Annotated in this window: 15 protein-coding genes and 1 tRNA gene; 8 read left to right on the top strand and 8 right to left on the bottom strand. The window is 70.1% G+C overall.

Going from position 1 to position 15581, the window contains the following annotated elements; all coding sequences use genetic code 11:
* Positions 1-242: 242 nt before the first annotated feature.
* A tRNA-Arg gene (locus ABB22_RS07065) sits at positions 243-319 on the bottom strand.
* A 149-nt stretch (positions 320-468) separates the two neighbouring features.
* Here ABB22_RS07065 and ubiA point away from each other — a divergent pair.
* Positions 469-1362 carry a 4-hydroxybenzoate octaprenyltransferase gene (ubiA, locus tag ABB22_RS07060; protein WP_055772993.1) on the top strand — a complete coding sequence of 298 codons (894 nt, stop codon included), beginning with the start codon at positions 469-471 and terminating at the stop codon, positions 1360-1362.
* Between the two features lie 55 nt (positions 1363-1417).
* Here ubiA and ABB22_RS07055 read toward each other — a convergent pair whose 3' ends face one another.
* Positions 1418-1993, bottom strand: coding sequence for an HdeD family acid-resistance protein (locus ABB22_RS07055; RefSeq protein ID WP_055772989.1), 576 nt, complete (start codon positions 1991-1993; stop codon positions 1418-1420).
* Between the two features lie 77 nt (positions 1994-2070).
* Complete coding sequence (locus ABB22_RS07050) at positions 2071-2799, bottom strand: ComF family protein (protein WP_055773118.1); 729 nt, start codon at positions 2797-2799, stop codon at positions 2071-2073.
* Positions 2800-2848: 49 nt separating this feature from the next.
* Between ABB22_RS07050 and bioB the strand changes: the two genes are divergently transcribed.
* The 5 genes from bioB (at position 2849) to bioC (ending at position 7777) form a co-directional block, all read left to right on the top strand.
* Positions 2849-3877 carry a biotin synthase BioB gene (gene bioB, locus ABB22_RS07045; protein ID WP_055772987.1) on the top strand — a complete coding sequence of 343 codons (1029 nt, stop codon included), beginning with the start codon at positions 2849-2851 and terminating at the stop codon, positions 3875-3877.
* A gap of 147 nt (positions 3878-4024) precedes the next feature.
* A complete protein-coding gene (bioF, locus tag ABB22_RS07040; protein ID WP_055772984.1) occupies positions 4025-5236 on the top strand; it encodes an 8-amino-7-oxononanoate synthase in 1212 nt (403 codons plus the stop codon).
* 16 nt (positions 5237-5252) lie between these two features.
* On the top strand, positions 5253-6020 hold the full coding sequence (bioH, locus tag ABB22_RS07035; RefSeq protein ID WP_055772982.1) for a pimeloyl-ACP methyl ester esterase BioH: 768 nt from the start codon (positions 5253-5255) through the stop codon (positions 6018-6020).
* A 60-nt stretch (positions 6021-6080) separates the two neighbouring features.
* Positions 6081-6863, top strand: a complete 783-nt coding sequence (locus ABB22_RS07030) for an SDR family oxidoreductase (protein WP_055772979.1) — start codon at positions 6081-6083, stop codon at positions 6861-6863.
* A gap of 23 nt (positions 6864-6886) precedes the next feature.
* Positions 6887-7777 (top strand): malonyl-ACP O-methyltransferase BioC, encoded by an 891-nt coding sequence (bioC, locus tag ABB22_RS07025; RefSeq protein ID WP_055772976.1) that lies wholly within the window; start codon positions 6887-6889, stop codon positions 7775-7777.
* A 373-nt stretch (positions 7778-8150) separates the two neighbouring features.
* On the opposite strand, the gene ABB22_RS07020 is transcribed toward bioC, so the two are convergent.
* From ABB22_RS07020 to ABB22_RS07010, 3 genes are read right to left on the bottom strand one after another with little or no spacing between them, the layout of a single operon-like run.
* Positions 8151-8579 carry a ketosteroid isomerase-related protein gene (locus tag ABB22_RS07020; protein ID WP_055772974.1) on the bottom strand — a complete coding sequence of 143 codons (429 nt, stop codon included), beginning with the start codon at positions 8577-8579 and terminating at the stop codon, positions 8151-8153.
* A gap of 25 nt (positions 8580-8604) precedes the next feature.
* The gene (locus ABB22_RS07015; protein ID WP_055772970.1) at positions 8605-9219 is read right to left on the bottom strand and encodes a YdcF family protein; all 615 of its coding nucleotides are present in this window, start codon (positions 9217-9219) and stop codon (positions 8605-8607) included.
* Positions 9204-10166 carry a pyridoxal-phosphate dependent enzyme gene (locus ABB22_RS07010; protein WP_055772969.1) on the bottom strand — a complete coding sequence of 321 codons (963 nt, stop codon included), beginning with the start codon at positions 10164-10166 and terminating at the stop codon, positions 9204-9206. Before ABB22_RS07010 ends, ABB22_RS07015 begins: the two co-directional genes overlap by 16 nt.
* A 142-nt stretch (positions 10167-10308) precedes the next feature.
* Between ABB22_RS07010 and ABB22_RS07005 the strand changes: the two genes are divergently transcribed.
* Both ABB22_RS07005 and mnmG read left to right on the top strand, forming a co-directional pair.
* A complete protein-coding gene (locus ABB22_RS07005; RefSeq protein ID WP_082443810.1) occupies positions 10309-10917 on the top strand; it encodes a hypothetical protein in 609 nt (202 codons plus the stop codon).
* 616 nt (positions 10918-11533) lie between these two features.
* Positions 11534-13423 (top strand): tRNA uridine-5-carboxymethylaminomethyl(34) synthesis enzyme MnmG, encoded by a 1890-nt coding sequence (gene mnmG / locus ABB22_RS07000; protein WP_055772961.1) that lies wholly within the window; start codon positions 11534-11536, stop codon positions 13421-13423.
* Between the two features lie 154 nt (positions 13424-13577).
* Here the strand turns inward: mnmG and ABB22_RS06995 are convergent, their stop codons facing one another.
* Positions 13578-14651 (bottom strand): DUF5694 domain-containing protein, encoded by a 1074-nt coding sequence (locus ABB22_RS06995; RefSeq protein ID WP_055772958.1) that lies wholly within the window; start codon positions 14649-14651, stop codon positions 13578-13580.
* Between the two features lie 285 nt (positions 14652-14936).
* A complete protein-coding gene (locus ABB22_RS18715; protein ID WP_235504358.1) occupies positions 14937-15293 on the bottom strand; it encodes a SymE family type I addiction module toxin in 357 nt (118 codons plus the stop codon).
* Positions 15294-15581: the final 288 nt, after the last annotated feature.

Below are 15581 nucleotides of genomic sequence, written 5' to 3'. Positions count from 1 at the left end.
CCATCGCGTTGCCGGGGCCAGTGGCGGGCGCGAAGTTCCGCCGCCACGGACGACGGCAACAAAAAAGCCGGAATCGCTGCAGGCGCTCCGGCTTTCTTCGTTGGCTTTGTCGATGGTGCAACTGCACTCGAAGGATGAGTGCCGCGCCTGCATGCAGCAACGTGCGCGGCGCCAAGCACCCGGGCGCCATGAGCGGGCGCTGTGAGCGAAGGCGGGAAATCACGCGATATGCCATCGAAAGATGGCGCGCCCGGAGGGATTCGAACCCCCGACCAATGGCTTCGGAAGCCACTACTCTATCCGGCTGAGCTACGGGCGCGTTGTGTGTTGCAGCGGGAGCGCATGGCTCCCTGCCGACCGGCGCTGCCGGGCGGAGGCGCATTCTAACGGCAAATGCATGCGCAGGTCTGCCCCCGTCGCGACCACGCGCCGCAACGGCGCGCCGGGCACGGCTGGTAACCTGTGCGCATGGGTTACGAACGATACGAACAAGAGCCGGCGCCCACGCCCTCGCGGCTGGCCAGCTACTGGAAACTGATGCGCGCCGACCGCCCGATCGGCACCCTGCTGCTGCTGTGGCCGACGTGGTGGGCGCTGTGGCTGGCCTCCGGCGGGTTGCCGCCGCTGTGGACGCTGTTCGTGTTCACCGCTGGCGTGTGGCTGACCCGCTCGGCCGGCTGCGTGATCAACGACTACGCCGACCGCTGGCTGGACCCGCACGTCAAGCGCACCAAGGATCGCCCGCTGGCCACCGGCGCGGTCTCCGGGCGCCAGGCATTGGCACTGTTCGCCGGGCTGATGCTGGCCGCGTTCGCGCTGGTGCTGACCCTGAACGCATTGACCATCGGCCTGAGCTTCGTCGGCGTGTTCCTCGCCGCCACCTATCCCTACCTCAAGCGCTACACCCACCTGCCGCAGGTCTATCTGGGCATGGCCTTCGGCTGGGGCATCCCGATGGCCTTCGCCGCGGTGCAGGGCGAAGTGCCGCCGCTGGGCTGGGTGCTGTACGCGGCCAACATCCTGTGGTCCACCGCCTACGACACCTGGTACGCGATGGTCGACCGCGACGACGACCTGAAGGTCGGCTCGCATTCCACCGCCATCCTGTTCGGCGACCTGGACCTGGTGATCCAGGGCATCCTCTACGCGCTGTTCTTCGCCGCGATGGCGCTGGTCGGACAACGTGCCGGACTCGGGACGATGTACTGGGCCGGGCTGGGCGTGGCCGCGGCGATGGTGGCATGGGAATTCTGGCTGTGCCGCCGGCGCGAGCGCGAGGCCTGCTTCCGTGCCTTCCTGCACAACAACTGGGTCGGGGCCGCGCTGTTCGCCGGCATCGTCGCCAGCCAGTACCTGGACTGACACGCAACGGCCCGCCCCATGGCGGGCCGCACGCTTGAACGACCGTGCCGATGGCTCAGACGGCGGTCCTGCCCAGACTGCGCAGGCGGAACGCGACCACGACCTGCAGCACGCCATAGACCAGCGCCATCGCGCCGATCCACAGCGAGGTGACCATCAGCCCGCCCAGCGGGTTGAGGGCGAACATCACGCCCAGCGCCACCGCCAGCAGGCCGCTGAGGATCAGCAGCCATTCGCCGCGGATGTGCCGGCGCACGCGGATGGCGAAGACGATGCGGTAGATGCCGCCCACCACCAGCCACGCCGCCAGGAACAGCAGCAGCACGCTCGCGGTGGCCAGCGGGTTGAGCAGGGCGAGCACGCCGAAGGCGATGGACACCAGCGCGTAGAACACCGCCCAGCCGCGCGATACCGGCGCCGAGCCGCCGATGGCCGCGGCCAGCGCCACCACGCCTTCGACGATCGCCATCACGCCCAGCCACATCGCCAGCACCGCCGCGGTGCGCACCGGCGCCATCAGCGCCAGCACGCCGAAGGCCACCGCGAACAGGCCGAACAGCAGCACCACCCACCAGTGGCGGGACAGCGCGCCGAACAACGCACCGGACGGGAAATTCGGGTTGCCACTCATCTCATCGCTCCTTGCAGTGATCGTAGGGATTGCCGCTACCGGCCTAGCATAGGCAGCGGGACGTCATCCCGCCGTGTTCACGGTACCCGCGCGCAGACCCAGGCATCGACCCGCGCCACGCCCGCCCGGCGCAGCGCGCGGGCAGCGGCCTGCAGGGTGGCGCCAGTGGTCATCACGTCGTCGACCAGGGCCACGTGCGCCGGCAGCGTTCCGCGGGCGGCGAAGGCCGCGCGCAGGTTGCGGCGGCGGGCAGCCGCGTCCAGTTCCGACTGCGCCGCGGTGGCGCGGGTACGGCGCAGCCCGGCCAGCATCGGCAGGCGCAGCGCGCGGGCCAGCGGCCGCGCCAGTTCCAGCGCCTGGTCGTAGCCGCGCCGGCGCAGGCGCGACAGGTGCAGCGGCACCGGCACCAGGGCCTGCGGCCGCTCGACGGCCGCCAGCGGCGCGTGCATCAGCTGCGCCAGCAGGCGCCCGGCGGCAAGATCGCCGTGGAACTTGAAGCGGCGCAGCAGCCCATCCATCGGCGCCGCATACAGGAAGGCGGCATGGACTTCCGTCAGCGGCGAACGTCCCGGACGGCAGGCACCGCACAGCGCATCGCCCGGCTCGGTGGCCGGCAGCGGCAGGGCGCAGCCGCGGCAGGCGCTTTCCAGCCATGGCAGGGCGGCGGCGCAGGCCGGGCACAGGTCGCGCCCGGGCTGGCCCGGTTCCCCGCATACAAGGCAGACCGGCGGGAACAGCAGGTCGGACAGCCGCCCGCCCACCCTGTAAACCCAACTGGAAAGCGATTTGTTGACAGCGGCATGCATGCTCACCAGACTGCCCCGCTTCCGTTGCCCGATCTGTCAGGAAACACCCATGTCTGCCGTCATCCGCCACGACTGGAGCCGCGAGGAACTGCTGGCGCTGTTCGACCTGCCCTTCCCCGAACTGCTGTTCCGCGCCGCCAGCGTGCACCGCGAGCATTTCGACCCGGCCCAGGTGCAGGTCTCCACCCTGCTGTCGGTCAAGACCGGCGGCTGCCCGGAAGACTGCGCCTATTGCCCGCAGGCGCAGCGCTACGACACCGGCGTGGACGCGCAGAAACTGATGGACACCGACAGCGTGGTCGCCCGCGCCCGCGCCGCCAAGCAGGCCGGCGCCTCGCGCTTCTGCATGGGCGCGGCGTGGCGCTCGCCCAAGGACCGCGACATCCCCAAGGTGGCGGCGATGATCCGCGAGGTGAAGGCGCTGGGCCTGGAGACCTGCGCCACCCTGGGCATGCTCGAAGGCCACCAGGCCCGCGCGCTCAAGGACGCCGGGCTGGACTACTACAACCACAACCTCGACACCGCGCCGGACTACTACGACTCGATCATCCACACCCGCCAGTACCAGGACCGGCTCGATACGCTCGAACACGTGCGCAACGCCGGCCTGAAGACCTGCTGCGGCGGCATCGTCGGCATGGGCGAGACCCGCGGGCACCGCGCCGGCCTGCTGCTGGCGCTGGCCAACCTGCCGGCGCACCCGGATTCGGTGCCGATCAACCGCCTGGTGCAGGTCGCCGGCACGCCGCTGCACGGCAGCGCCGAACTGGATCCGTTCGAGTTCGTGCGCATGATCGCGGTGGCGCGTATCGCGATGCCGCGCTCGATGGTGCGGCTGTCGGCCGGGCGCGAGAGCATGAGCGACGAGCTGCAGGCGCTGTGTTTCGCCGCCGGCGCCAACTCCATCTTCTACGGCGAGAAGCTGCTGACCACCGGCAACCCGGACACCGCACGCGACCAGGCGCTGTTCGCGCGGCTGGGCATCCGCCCGATGGAAGTGAACGTCGATGCCGACGACCACGACCATCCCGGCACGGTGCACCTGGACATCGCCCCGCAGTGCGGCTGCGCGGCCTGACCGCAGGAGCGCCGCTTACCGCGCGATGAGGCTTTCCCGGTAGAGCCCCTCGCGCGCCAAGCAGCGTTCCTGCGCCGAACCCGCCCCGCAAGCGGTTCCACCGGCAACCGGTTACGCTAGCCACCCACCCGCCCATGAACTGACGCCATGGCCCGCCCCGACCTCCTTGCCCGCCTGCAGGACCAGCGCAAGCTGCGCGAAGCGCAGGGGCGCATCCGCGTCCGCCGCAGCGTCGCCCGCCGCGACGGCGTGCGCCTGGACGTCGGCGGCAAGTGGCTCACCGGCTTCTGCAGCAACGATTACCTGGGCCTGTCGCAGCAGTTCGAAGTGGTCGCCGCGCTGCAGGACGCCGCCGGCCGCGAAGGCGCCGGCAGCACCGCCTCGCACCTGGTCTGCGGCCACCACGTGCTGCACGAGCAACTGGAACGCGAGATGGCCGACTGGCTCGGTTATCCGCGCGCACTGCTGTTCGACAGCGGCTTCATGGCCAACCTCGCCGTGCAGCAGGCGTTGCTGTCCGAGGACAGCGACGTCTGCGTGCAGGACCGTCTCAACCACGCCAGCCTGCTCGACGCCACGCGCCTGGCCGGCTGCCGCCTGCGCCGCTACCCGCACCTGGACAGCGAAGGCGCCATGCGCCAGCTGAAGAACGCCGCCGACGGCGCGGCCATGCTCGCCACCGATGGCGTGTTCAGCATGGACGGCGACATCGCCCCGCTGCGCTCGCTGTCGCTGGTGGCGCGCATGCAGGAAGCGCTGTTCTATGTCGACGACGCGCACGGCATCGGCGTGGTCGGCGAACACGGCCGCGGCTGCGTGGCCGACGCCGGGCTGGGCGTGAACGAAGTGCCGCTGCAGCTGGCCACGCTGGGCAAGGCGCTGGGCGGCCATGGCGCGGTGGTGCTGGGTGAGGAAAGCCTGATCCAGCACCTGGCCGAAACCGCGCGCCCCTACATCTACACCACCGCGCTGCCGCCGGCGCAGGCCGCCGCCTCGCTGGCGGCGGTGAAGCTGGCGCGCCGCGACCACTGGCGCCGCGAGAAGCTGGTCGAGCTGATCGCCGCCTTCCGCGACGGCGCGCGCCGCAACGGGCTGGAACTGATGCCTTCGGAAACGCCGATCCAGCCCCTGCTGTGCGGCGACGAGGCCACGGTGATGGCGCTGGGCGCCGCGCTGGAGCAGTCCGGCTTCCTGGTCGGTGCGATCCGCCCGCCGACCGTGCCCGAAGGCAAGGCACGGCTGCGCATCACGCTCTCGGCGCTGCACACCGTCGAGCAGGTCAAGGCGCTGGTCGATGCCACCGCCCGCGCGCGCGACCTGCTGTCCTACGAGCAGTCGCTGAACACCGTCAGCGCCTGAAGCACATCGTCCACGCATGCATATCGACGTCACCGGCACCGGCCCGGCACTGGTCCTGATCCACGGCTGGGCGCTGCACGGCGGCATCTTCGCGCCGCTGGTGGAGCGCCTGTCGCCGCAGTTCCAGCTGCACGTGGTGGACCTGCCCGGCCACGGCTTCAGCCGCGACGACACCACCCCGCTGCGCCTGCCCTACCTGGTCAACGCCATCGCCGCCGCCACGCCGCCGGCGGTGTGGTGCGGCTGGTCGCTGGGCGGGCTGGTGGCGCTGCACGCCGCGGCCACGCTGCCGCAGGTGCGCGGGCTGGCGATGCTCGCCGCCACGCCACGCTTCGTGCGCGATGCCGACTGGCCCGACGCAGTGGACCGCAGCGTGTTCGAGCAGTTCGGCCAGGACCTGGAGCAGGACTACCGCGGCACGCTGGAACGCTTCCTCGCGCTGGACGTGATGGGCTCGCAGCACGCGCGCAGCGAACTGCGCGCCCTGCGCGATGCCCTGGTCGAGCGCGGCGAACCGGCGCCGCGCGCCCTGCACGAAGGCCTCGCCCTGCTGGACCGCAGCGACCTGCGCGGCGCCCTGCCCGGCCTGCGCACGCCCGGCCTGTGGATCGGCGGCCAGCGCGACCGGCTGGTCCCCGCCAAGGCCATGCACAGCGCCGCGGCGCTGGCGCCGGCCGGCCGGCACGCCGCGCATACCATCGACGGCGGCGGCCATGCGCCGTTCCTCGGCCACGCCGACCACGTCGCCGGGCTGCTGCAACGCTTCGTTGCGGACTGCATGTGAGCCGCCGCGTGCGCGCATCGCCGATCATGTGCGGCCACCGAACACACCGGGAGTAGACCGATGGATCTTGGAATCGCCGGGCGCTGGGCACTGGTCTGCGGCGCCAGCAAGGGGCTTGGCCTGGGCTGCGCGCGCGCACTGGCCGGCGAAGGCGCCAACGTGGCCATCGTCGCCCGCGGCGCCGACGCGCTGGAAGCGGCCGCGATGGAACTGCGCGCCCTTCCCGGTGCCGGCCAGGTCGTCGCCGTCGCCGCCGACATCACCACCGCCGCCGGCCGCGCCGCCGCGCTCGCCGCCTGCCCGCAGGTGGACATCCTGGTCACCAACGCCGGCGGCCCGCCACCAGGCGACTTCCGCGACTGGGACCGCGAACGGTGGCTGGCCGCGCTGGACGCCAACATGCTCACCCCGATCGAGCTGATCCGCGCCACCGTCGATGCGATGGCCGCGCGCGGTTTCGGCCGCGTGGTCAACATCACCTCCAGTTCGGTGAAGGCGCCGATCGACATTCTCGGCCTGTCCAACGGCGCGCGCTCGGGATTGACCGGCTTCGTCGCCGGCGTCGCACGCACCCACCTGGCGCGCAACGTCACGATCAACAACCTGCTGCCGGGCGCGTTCGACACCGACCGCCTGCGCGGCACGCTGCAGGCCAGCGCGCAAAGGCAGCAGCAGCCGCTGGACGAGGTGGCCGCGCGCCGCCGCGCCGGCATCCCCGCCGGCCGCTTCGGCACGCCCGACGAATTCGGCGCCGCCTGCGCCTTCCTGTGCAGTGCGCATGCCGGCTACATCACCGGGCAGAACCTGCTGCTCGACGGCGGCGCCTACCCCGGTACCTTCTGACCCTGTTGCAAGCGCGTATTCCCATGCCTTCCCTGTTCGATGCCAAGCACGTCCGCCGCGCCTTCTCGCGCGCCGCCTCCCGCTACCATGCCGCCGCCGTGCTGCAGCAGGAGGTCGCAAAACGCCTGCTGGAATCGCTGGACTACCTGGAGCAGCGGCAGCCGCAGGTGGTGCTGGACGTCGGCAGCGGCCCGGGGCATTCGACCGCGGCGATGAAGAAGCGCTGGCCCAAGGCGCAGGTGATCGCGCTGGACCTGGCCCTGCCGATGCTGGCCGAAGCGAAGAAGCAGGCCGGCTGGTGGCGCCCGTTCTCGCGCGTATGCGCCGATGCGCGGGCGCTGCCGCTGGCCGACAACAGCGTGGACGTGATCTTCAGCAACCTGTGCCTGCAGTGGGTGGAAGACCTGCCGTCGGTGTTCGCCGGCTTCCGCCGCGTACTCAAGCCCGGCGGCCTGCTGGTGTGCTCCACCTTCGGCCCGGACACGCTCATCGAGCTGCGCGAGGCGTTCGCACAGGCCGACGCCACCCCGCACGTGAGCCGCTTCGTGCAGATCGCGCAGTTCGGGGACGCGCTGATGATGGCCGGCTTCCGCGACCCGGTGCTGGACCGCGACCTGTTCACCCTCACCTACGACGGCCTGCCGGCGCTGATGCGCGAACTCAAGGCCATCGGTGCGACCAACGCGCTGAGCGAACGCCGCCACACGCTCACCGGGCGCGGCCGCTTCAACGCCGCGCAGGCGGCCTATGAACCGCTGCGCCGGCCCGACGGCAAACTTCCCAGCAGCTGGGAAGTCATCTACGCCCACGCCTGGGCGCCGGAGCCGGGCGCGCCGATCCGCGAGCACGGCCACGACATCGCCGCAGTACCGGTGTCGGCCATTCCGATCCGGCGCAAGCCACAGAGTCCGTAGACGCGGGGCCACCCCACGGCAGCGCGAAGACGCCTGCCGGGAATGCCTCAGCGGATCGCAGCGCTTTGTAGCGCCGGGCAGCGCCCGGCGGGCTTGCCCGGTAGAGCCCCAGCGGGGCGTTGCCCCGCTCTACCTTCAGCCGCCTACCCGCGCGATCCCGTCCTGAAGGGAGCGGATCGCAGCGGTTTGTAGCGCCGGGCAGCGCCCGGCGGAGCCTGCCCGGTAGAGCCCCAGCGAGGCGTTGCCCCGCTCTACATTCAGCCACCTACCCGCGCGATCCCGTCCTGGAAGAGCGAAGCGCTTTGTAGCGCCGGGCAACGCCCGGCGGGGCTTGCCCGGTAAAGCCCCAGCGGGGCGTTGCCCCGCTCTACCTTCAACCGCCTATCTGCGCGATCCAGTCCTGCAGGTTGTAGTAGTTGCTGACGCGCGCGATGCGGCCGTCCCGGAGGTCGAAGAACGCGCCGCCGGGCAGCACGTAGCGCTGGCCGTTGGCCGGCGGCAGGCCTTCGTCGGTGTGGTGGTACTCGCCGTGCACCACGTATTCGGCAGCGGCGCGGGTGCCATCGAGGCTGGCCATCACCACCACGTCGCGCAGTTGTTCGCGATAGCTGGCGTCCATGCGTTGCAGGAACGCGGCGAACGCCTCGACGCCGCTTTCGCGCGTGCCCTGGTTCAGGTCGTGCGCCACGTCAGCGCTCAGACGCTCCAGCATTCCGGCCCAGTCGCCGCGGTTGAAGGCATCGTAGTAGCCGCGGACCAGGTCGATGGCCTGCTGCTGCGCGGGGGAAACGTCGTGGCTCATGGGATTTCTCGAAGAGCGGCGGCGCTCAGGTGGCGCCGGCGAACAGGTCGCGGTGGAAGAAATAGATTTCCTGCGCCAGGAACCGCCAGCTGGTGTGGAAGCTGCGGAAGCGCGTGCTCGGCGTGGACGAGGCCAGTGCATCGATGCCCAGTTCCCGCGACAGGCGCAGCGCGCGCGCCATGTGCAGCGGGTCGCTGACCAGGATGGCGCGGCGCATGCCATGCGCATCCATCAGCCGCTTGGCCTCGACCAGGTTCTGCCGCGTGGTGCGCGAGCGGTTCTCGATCAGGATGTCCGTGGCGGGAATCTCCTGCTTCAGCGCATAGCGGCGCGCCACCTGCGATTCGGAGAAACGCGCGCCGGTGCCGCCGAAGCCACCGGTGAAGATCAGCTTGGGCGCATAGCCCTGCCGGTACAGGTCCAGCCCATGGCGGATGCGCTCCTCGAACACCGGCGACGGCTTGGCGTCGTAGGCCGCCGCGCCCAGCACGATGATCGCGTCGGCCGGCGCGGCCTGGTCGCGGTCGCCGACCCAGATGATCCACGCCGCCACGCCGAGCAGCCACAGCAGCACCAGCACGCACAGGCGCCACAGCCAATCGAACAGGCCGGCGCGCTTGCGGCTCACGCGCCCATCCACGGCAGCGCGTCCAGGTCGACGTTGCCGCCGGACAGGACCAGGCCCACGTTGCGCCCGGCAAAGCGCTGCGGCTGCGCCAGCACCGCCGCCAGCACCGTGGCCGACGAGGGCTCCACTACCTGCTTGAGCACCTGCCACAGCAGGCGCATCGCCGCCACGGTGGCGGCGTCATCCACGGTCACGACCGTGGCGCTGCCATGCAGCAACGCGAAATTGGGTTCACCCAGCGCGCCGCGCAGGCCGTCGCAGACGGTGTCGGGTACGAAATCGACCAGCCGCCGCCCGGCTTCCAGCGAACGCGCGGTGTCGGCTGCGCCGGCCGGCTCGGCCAGCACCAGCTCGCAGTCCGGCGCCGCCTGGCGCAGCGCCAGCAGGGTGCCGGAGGCCAGCCCGCCGCCGCCGGCCGGCACCACCACCGCATCCAGCGCCGTGCCGGCCTGGCGCAGCAGTTCCAGCGTCGCCGTGCCCTGCCCGGCGATCACCTGCATGTCGGCATAGGGGTGGACCAGCGTCGCCCTGGTTTCCTGCTGCACCCGCGCGCACTCAGCCTCGCGCGCGGCCTGGGTCGGCGCGCAGCGCCACAGGGTCGCGCCATGGCGGGCGATGTTGGCCAGCTTGGCCGCCACCGCGCCTTCCGGCACCACCACATGGCAGGGAATGCCGCGCGAGCGTGCCGCCAGGGCCAGCGCCGCGCCGTGGTTGCCGGAGGAATGGGTCACCACGCCGTGGCGCGCCTGTTCCTCGCCCAGCGCCCATACCGCATTGCAGGCGCCGCGGAACTTGAACGCGCCGCCGCGCTGCAGGTGCTCGGCCTTGAAGTGCAGGCGGGCGCCGGCCAGCGCATCCAGCTCGCGCGAGCGCAGGACCGGGGTGACCGTGGCATGGGGTGCGATGCGGGCCGCGGCGGCCAGCACGTCGGCCGGCCCTGGCAGGGTGAGTTCAACCATGGGGAAAGGTTAACGTAGGCCCCGGGTGCCGGACCATCTCGGGCCGCCACTGGACCCGCGTTCAGCCCCGGCCGGGAGGGTTAAGGACCGATTCAATGCAAACGCACGAAGCTGGCCGCGTGCCCAACAGGGGGAGAAACTCATGAAAATGCGCCTGATTCTTTCGGCCGGCCTGCTGCTCGGCCTGTCCGGCTGCGCCACCTACGACTATGTCGGCAGTGGCTCCGGCGGCTACTACAGCGGCTCGGCGCCGGTGCAGCGCACCTACCCGTACGGCTATCCCTACGGTTCCTACGGCTATGGCTCCTATGGCTATGGCTCCTACGGCTACGGCCCGTACGGTTACGGCAGCTACGGCTACTACGACCGCTACCCGTACCCGGTCTACCGCCCGCCGTACAACCCGCCCCCGCGCCCGCCGCACGGTGGCCATTGGGGCGACGGGCATCGTCCGCCGCCGACGGGCAACGACAACGGCGGCCATCGCCCACCGCCGCGCCCCGGTGACGGCGACGGACGCCCGCCGCATCCCCGCCCGCCGGTGGATGGCGGCGGCAGCGGCAAGTCGCCGTGGCGTGACATGGACCGCCAGCCGCGCCCGCAACCGCGTCCGCAGCCCCAGGCGATGCCGCGCTCGATGCCGTCGCCGCAGGCCAATGGCGCGCCGCGCCCGATGATGCAGCGTCCGGCACCGGCCCGACCGCCGTCACAGTCCCATCGCCCGCGCCCGGCGCAGCAGCAGGAGCCCTGAGACGCTTGCATTTGCGGAAAAACCAGGCAATCTTGTTGAACCGGGTGACCGGCAGCGTCGATAACTGACACGAACTGCCCTTCACACCTCACCGCTTCAATGTCGATGTCCGTCAGGAAATCTGGATCCCCCCTGTTCCGGCCCTGTCGGGCATCGGCGCCTATAACGACAAAGCCCCGGCCATGCCGGGGCTTCGTCTTTCCGGGTTCGGGCCCGCTCCTGCCAGCCATCCGGACAGGCCTGCCCGCACAAGGCGGGCACCCCCGGCCGGCATAGCCGGAACCCGCAGGGAATAGCGGCAGGGCAGCCGTCTTCAAGGCAAAGCCGCCACACGGGTCGCGCACAGGAACATGCGCCATGAAAAAAGGGCCGGCAGTCCCCCGACTGCCGGCCCCATGCTTCCCCGGTGTGCGCTTCGGCTGGCCCCTGTTCCAATTCCAGCCACTGCGCCGATGGCGCATGCCACACCGGGTGCAATGACGTTAACTGCAGTTTGCGTGCCAACTTTAGGCCTTCCTGCATGCCCGCCAGGCATTGGCGGTAAAATCACCACGCCGTCGCCAAGGGCTTGTGCCACAGGCCACCGACGGATTTCACACTTCCAGCCCTTACCCCCATGACCGACTCCTTCCATCGTTACGACGTCATCGTCATCGGCGGCGGCCACGCCGGCACCGAGGCCGCACTGGCCGCGGCGCGCGGCGGCGCCCGCACCCTGCTGCTGACCCACAACGTGGAAACGGTGGGCGCGATGAGCTGCAACCCGGCCATCGGCGGCATCGGCAAGGGCCACCTGGTCAAGGAGATCGACGCCCTGGGCGGGGCCATGGCGCACGCCGCCGACCTGGCCGGCATCCAGTGGCGCACGCTCAACGCCTCCAAGGGCCCGGCGGTGCGCGCCACCCGCTGCCAGGCCGACCGCAACCTGTACCGCATGGCGATCCGCCGCATCGTCGAGTCGCAGCCCAACCTGACCGTATTCCAGGCGGCGGTGGACGATCTCGTGATCGAAGGCGACGCCGTGCGCGGCGCCATCACCCAGACCGGGCTGACCTTCCATGCGCCGGCCGTGGTGCTCACCGCCGGCACCTTCCTCGCCGGCAAGATCCACATCGGCGAAACCCAGTACACCGCCGGGCGCATGGGCGACCCGCCGGCCACCACCCTGGCCGCGCGCCTGCGCGAGCGCCCGTTCGCCATCGACCGGCTCAAGACCGGCACGCCGCCGCGCATCGACGGCCGCTCGCTCGACTACAGCGTCATGGACGAACAACCCGGCGACGACCCGCTGCCGGTGATGTCCTACCTGGGCAACGCCGCCGAGCACCCACGACAGGTGAGCTGCTGGATCACCCACACCAGCGAGCGCACCCACGAGGTGATCCGCAACGCGCTGCACCGCTCGCCGCTGTACAGCGGCCAGATCGAAGGCATCGGCCCGCGCTACTGCCCGTCCATCGAGGACAAAGTGGTGCGCTTCGCCGAAAAGGACAGCCACCAGATCTTCGTCGAGCCCGAAGGCCTGAACGTAGTGGAGATCTACCCCAACGGCATTTCCACCTCGCTGCCGTTCGACGTGCAGCTGGAACTGGTGCGCAGCATCCGCGGCTTCGAGCACGCGCACATCACCCGCCCCGGCTACGCCATCGAATACGATTTCTTCGACCCGCGCGGGCTGAAGAACACGCTGGAAACCCGCCAGGTCGCCGGCCTGTTCTTCGCCGGCCAGATCAACGGCACCACCGGCTACGAGGAAGCCGGCGCGCAGGGCCTGCTGGCCGGCGTCAACGCCGCGCTGTACGTGCAGGGCCGCGAGGGCTGGTGCCCGCGCCGCGACGAGGCCTACATCGGCGTGCTGGTGGACGACCTGATCACCCACGGCACCAGCGAGCCCTACCGCATGTTCACCAGCCGCGCCGAATACCGGCTGCAACTGCGCGAGGACAACGCCGACGCGCGCCTGACCCCGACCGGCCGCGAGCTGGGCCTGGTCGACGACCGCCGCTGGCACGCGTTCGAAACCAAGCAGGCCGCCGTCGCCGGCGAAAGCGCGCGCCTGCGCGGCCTGTGGGCCACCCCCGCCAACGCACTGGGCCGCGAGGTACAGGCAGCCACTGGCGTGGCGGTGAGCCGCGAAACCAACGTGCTCGACCTGATCAAGCGCCCGGAACTGGACTACACCAAGCTGATGCAGGTGCCCTCGCTCGGCCCCGGCGTGAGCGATGCGCGCGTGGCCGAACAGGTGGAAATCAGCGTCAAGTACGCCGGCTACCTGGACCGCCAGCGGGTGGAGATCGAACGCCAGCAGCGCCACGAGAACACAGTGATCGCCGAGGGCTTCGACTTTGCCGCGGTGCATGGCCTCTCGGCCGAGGCGCTGCAGAAGTTCGAGCGCGTGCGCCCGCAGACCATCGGCCAGGCGCAGCGCATCCCCGGCATGACCCCGGCGGCGATCTCGCTGCTGCTGGTCCACCTGGAGCGGGCGCGGCGCGGGAAGGTGGCGTGAGCGCGCCGGCGGTGCTGCATGTTGATCGAGCAGAAGAATTTTAGTCTTCGGGTCCAAGGTTCAAACCCTTCACGACCCGCAATGAAAACAGGCACCCGGCTCGCGCTGGGTGCCTGTTTCCTTTTCCCCTCGGGAAAGCCCCCGCGTCGGTGGGCTACTTCAACAGCGGCCGCACATCGACGATATGCACGTCGTGCATCTGGTCGAGGTAGGCATCCAGATACGCCTTGTGCGATGCACCGACGATCACCAGCGTGCGCATCCCCGGGGTCGGCCCCATCAGGTCGCGGATGTTGGCGGCCATGCGCAGGTTGCGGGTTTCCCAGTTGGTCACGTACAGGCGCCCGTAGCCCTGCTCCGACGGTTCCTCCAGCGCGGCGCCGTAGTCGCTCTCGAAGGCGATGGCGGCAAGCTCCGGCGCGTTGTAGCGGCGGTACATGGCCAGCACCTTCTCCGGCGTGTCCATCTGCGCTTCCATTTCGCTGAACATCGCGCTCCGCTGTTGGGTCGCCGGGTTGTCCCACGCCTTGCGGATGGCGGCCACGTAGGCCTTGATGTCGCGGCCGTAGCGGTCGGAACTGTGGTCGTCCATCGGCCAGAGCCGCTCATGCCCCAGGCGCGCGGCCAGCGGCGCGGCAAGCAGCGTGGTTTCGTTACGGCTGGTACGCAGCGCCTCCAGCACGTCCACCAGCGCCTGGTCCAGCCCGTCGCCCGCATGCCGCTCCGCCAGCGGAAGCCGCAGCCACTGCACCAACGCCGACTCGCGCTCACCCGCCGCCAGGAACGTGGCGGCCAGCGTGCGCCGCTGCGCCGCCGCCGGCTGCGCGGGCCATGCCTCCAGCATCGTCTCCGCCGCCGCATTCGCCGCCGGCACATCCAGCCCGGTGGCCTTGGCCGCCGCCGACACGTCGGGGCAGTAGCCGCCAACCGTCCTCGCGTAGCGGTACGGGTAGCGGCGCATCATGTCGCACTGCAGGCCCGACACCACCTCGATGGCGATAGCCTGCGGCCGCCATGCCGCCATCCGCTCGATCAGCGCATCAAGCGTCGCAGGGTCGAACGTCTCCGGCATGCTCGCCAGATGCGTGGTGCCCAGCACCGCGACCTCGTTCTTCACCCCATGCTGCGGCCCTTTGTGCGCGCGCAGATCGAAGGATTGCGCCTGCACCACTCCCGCCAGCAGCCCACCTACCAACAGCGTGCCGATCACTACACCGCGTCCCCACATTCCCTGCCCCCTTCCCTGCTGCATGTGATCCACCGATAGAGCGCCGGGCTGGCGTAAGGCGACGCAGATTCCGTTTCCGCCGGGGGTTTGTCAACGGCCATTTGTGGAACGTGGTCAGTGGGAACCCGCTGGAAGGAAAATAGGGGAAACCATGGCGTATGGACCGTTCAATCCTGCGAAGAGGCCCGCACAAGCGGGCCTCTTGGTTTCGTTACCCACACGTCACTTTATGGTGACCACCACCAGCGTATGTGCGTGCTGGTCGCCAGCCACGGAGCGGACTGCTCAGTCGTCGCCCTTGCCACGGCTGATCAACAACAACCCGTTCCCCACCGTCACCTGCAACGCATCGCCCACGGCAAAGCCGCAACGTTCCAACCAACGGCCGAACAAACGCAGCCTGGGCACGGCACGACCGACTATCTGCTCGCCCCTGCGCTCGTCGTAGTACAGGCAACCCATCGTGCAGCGCTTGGGCATGCGCGCCCAGCCGCTGGAAGCAGGCGGTGTCGAAGACGGTGGTGAGAACAACTCCGGAACCGGCGCGGAATCGATCATCCGCGGCGTGAGTACCTCGTGCTTGGACGGGTTGCGGTTGGACGCAGGGGTGGAAGCGCGGGTGATTTCCTTGGAACGGCGCATATCGGACTCCTTGAGCGATAGGGAATTCTTGTGCTTTCGAGCTGCCAAACCCGACTGCGGAATTCAGCCGCAGCCAGTAATTGGTGCTGCCGGATCGCAACAGTTGTCAACGGATCGGGACCGCCCATGAGTATCCGAGATGGCCAACAGAGCTATAAGAGAACCGCCATCCATTCCCTCCACCCAATTGGATGTGGCAAACGGAACGACCTGCAGAGCCCAGTACCCGGACCAGCATGATTGCCGCTACAGTCTCCTTCCGTGAGATCCGTTCAGGGCACATATGGA

The sequence above is a fragment of the Stenotrophomonas nitritireducens genome, assembly GCF_001431425.1.
Classification (GTDB): Bacteria; Pseudomonadota; Gammaproteobacteria; order Xanthomonadales; family Xanthomonadaceae; genus Stenotrophomonas; species Stenotrophomonas nitritireducens.
This window is presented reverse-complemented; position numbering and strand designations above follow the sequence as displayed.

Bases quoted from the DNA above. Each gene is read 5' to 3' on its own strand.
- ubiA (WP_055772993.1), top strand. From the start codon at position 469: ATGGGTTACGAACGATACGAACAAGAGCCGGCGCCCACGCCCTCGCGG.
- ABB22_RS07055 (WP_055772989.1), bottom strand. From the start codon at position 1,993: ATGAGTGGCAACCCGAATTTCCCGTCCGGTGCGTTGTTCGGCGCGCTG.
- ABB22_RS07050 (WP_055773118.1), bottom strand. From the start codon at position 2,799: ATGCATGCCGCTGTCAACAAATCGCTTTCCAGTTGGGTTTACAGGGTG.
- bioB (WP_055772987.1), top strand. From the start codon at position 2,849: ATGTCTGCCGTCATCCGCCACGACTGGAGCCGCGAGGAACTGCTGGCG.
- bioF (WP_055772984.1), top strand. From the start codon at position 4,025: ATGGCCCGCCCCGACCTCCTTGCCCGCCTGCAGGACCAGCGCAAGCTG.
- bioH (WP_055772982.1), top strand. From the start codon at position 5,253: ATGCATATCGACGTCACCGGCACCGGCCCGGCACTGGTCCTGATCCAC.
- ABB22_RS07030 (WP_055772979.1), top strand. From the start codon at position 6,081: ATGGATCTTGGAATCGCCGGGCGCTGGGCACTGGTCTGCGGCGCCAGC.
- bioC (WP_055772976.1), top strand. From the start codon at position 6,887: ATGCCTTCCCTGTTCGATGCCAAGCACGTCCGCCGCGCCTTCTCGCGC.
- ABB22_RS07020 (WP_055772974.1), bottom strand. From the start codon at position 8,579: ATGAGCCACGACGTTTCCCCCGCGCAGCAGCAGGCCATCGACCTGGTC.
- ABB22_RS07010 (WP_055772969.1), bottom strand. From the start codon at position 10,166: ATGGTTGAACTCACCCTGCCAGGGCCGGCCGACGTGCTGGCCGCCGCG.
- ABB22_RS07005 (WP_082443810.1), top strand. From the start codon at position 10,309: ATGAAAATGCGCCTGATTCTTTCGGCCGGCCTGCTGCTCGGCCTGTCC.
- mnmG (WP_055772961.1), top strand. From the start codon at position 11,534: ATGACCGACTCCTTCCATCGTTACGACGTCATCGTCATCGGCGGCGGC.
- ABB22_RS06995 (WP_055772958.1), bottom strand. From the start codon at position 14,651: ATGTGGGGACGCGGTGTAGTGATCGGCACGCTGTTGGTAGGTGGGCTG.
- ABB22_RS18715 (WP_235504358.1), bottom strand. From the start codon at position 15,293: ATGCGCCGTTCCAAGGAAATCACCCGCGCTTCCACCCCTGCGTCCAAC.